This is a genomic window from Pseudomonas sp. RIT-To-2 (genome assembly GCF_029623465.1).
GTDB classification, from domain to species: Bacteria; Pseudomonadota; Gammaproteobacteria; order Pseudomonadales; family Pseudomonadaceae; genus Aquipseudomonas; species Aquipseudomonas silvicola.
This window is the reverse complement of sequence record NZ_JAPYKM010000098.1, coordinates 1-791: the sequence shown is the minus strand read 5'-3', so window position 1 is coordinate 791 and position 791 is coordinate 1. Positions and strand designations below refer to the sequence as shown.

Here is a 791-nt window from a genome sequence, read left to right as displayed (position 1 = left end):
ATCGATGGCCTCGCTGCGCTGGTCGAACTGGACATCAAGGTCGCGGTGTTTGATCCGGTGCTTTTCGTGTTCCTCAACAAACCTCGAAACCGAGTGAAGATTTTGTATTGGGAACGCAACGGCTTTTGTCTTTGGCTAAAACGCCTGGAATCCGAGCGCTTCAAAACCTCGCCGGATTGTTCGGATGAAGCCATCGTGCTGACGGTTCAAGAACTCAACTGGTTGTTGGACGGCTTTGATTTGTGGCGTAACCGTCCACATCAAGTTTCAACGACTCGATTCGTCGCCTGATTCGGTATAATCCAGGGCATGATTTCCATGCCCAAAGACCTTCCCGACGACCCTGTTTTGCTCAAGCAACTGCTTGCGCAGATGCTGAGTGAGCGCGAGTCGGATAAGGGCAAGATCGTTCATCTCGAAGAAGAAAATGCACTGTTGCGTCAGCGCCTTTTCGGGCGCAAGTCAGAGCCGACAGTCGATCCCGCGACCCCGCAAATGGACTTGTTCACGAAGCTGAAAGCGTGGCCGAGCCTGTCGATGAAACGGTGGAAGAAGAGGTCGTAGCGCCAACCAAACAGCGCGGTAAGCGCAAGCCTCTGCCCGCCGATCTTCCGCGCATCGAAGTCATCCACGAACTGCGCGAGCACGAACTGACCTGCGCCTGCGGTTGCCGTAAACACAGCATTGGTGAGGAAATCAGCGAGCAGCTTGAGATCGTGCCAATGCAAATCCGAGTGATTAAGCATGTGCGCAAGATCTACGGTTGCCGCGACTGCGAAGCCGCTCCGGTC

At 54.6% G+C, this 791-nt stretch carries 1 protein-coding gene and 1 pseudogene; both read left to right on the top strand.

The features are described 5' to 3' along the window. Positions 1–291, top strand: a 291-nt coding sequence (tnpB, locus tag QBK88_RS30710) for an IS66 family insertion sequence element accessory protein TnpB (protein ID WP_277965048.1), incomplete at its 5' end; no start/stop codon positions are given. Positions 292–309: 18 nt separating this feature from the next. After that, positions 310–791, top strand: a pseudogene (locus QBK88_RS30705) (IS66 family transposase); the annotation flags it as partial.